The sequence below is a fragment of the Vibrio sp. 1249-1 genome (assembly GCF_033340495.1).
Genome location: NZ_JAWOWJ010000878.1, coordinates 1 through 581, shown reverse-complemented (window position 1 = coordinate 581; position 581 = coordinate 1). Strand labels below are relative to the sequence as shown.

Annotated in this window: 1 pseudogene; it reads right to left on the bottom strand. The window is 47.7% G+C overall.

From position 1 onward, the window contains the following. A pseudogene (locus R7Z50_RS29430) lies at positions 1–581 on the bottom strand (carboxynorspermidine decarboxylase); the annotation flags it as partial.

The following is a 581-nucleotide window of genomic DNA, read 5'->3' as shown; positions in this document are numbered from 1 at the left end:
CTTGAACGCTCACAGTAAACCGAAGGCATACGTAGACCATTGAACCAGTTTAGTTTCACCATCGTGTAACCCGCACTGTCTAGAATGTGCAGACGTTGACCGATCTCTAGTGGCTGATCAAAATTCGCCACACAGAACTGATCACCGGCAAGACATGAACACGAACCAATCACGTACTCGTGCTCGCCGTTGTCAGATGCCTCTAGAATGGAAGCTGGTTCATTGTAAATCAGCGTATCAAGACGGTGTGCTTCAGTTGCAGAGTCAACAATTGCTGTCTTCTTCACGTTCTCAACGATATCGACCACAGTAACCACTAAGTCTGTCGTCTTAGTGATGATGGCTTCACCCGGCTCTAGGTACATTTGCACGCCGTGCTTCTCAGAGAATGCTTTTAACGCTAGACCTAGCTTCTCAATATCGTAACCCGGCCACGTGAAGAATACGCCGCCACCCATGCTCACCCAATCCAGCTTGTTTAGGTATTCGCCAAACTGCTCTGAAATCGCGTCTAATAGGCCGATAAACGCGTCCACATCTTTGTTCTCACAATTCATATGGAACATCACGCCATCAATACC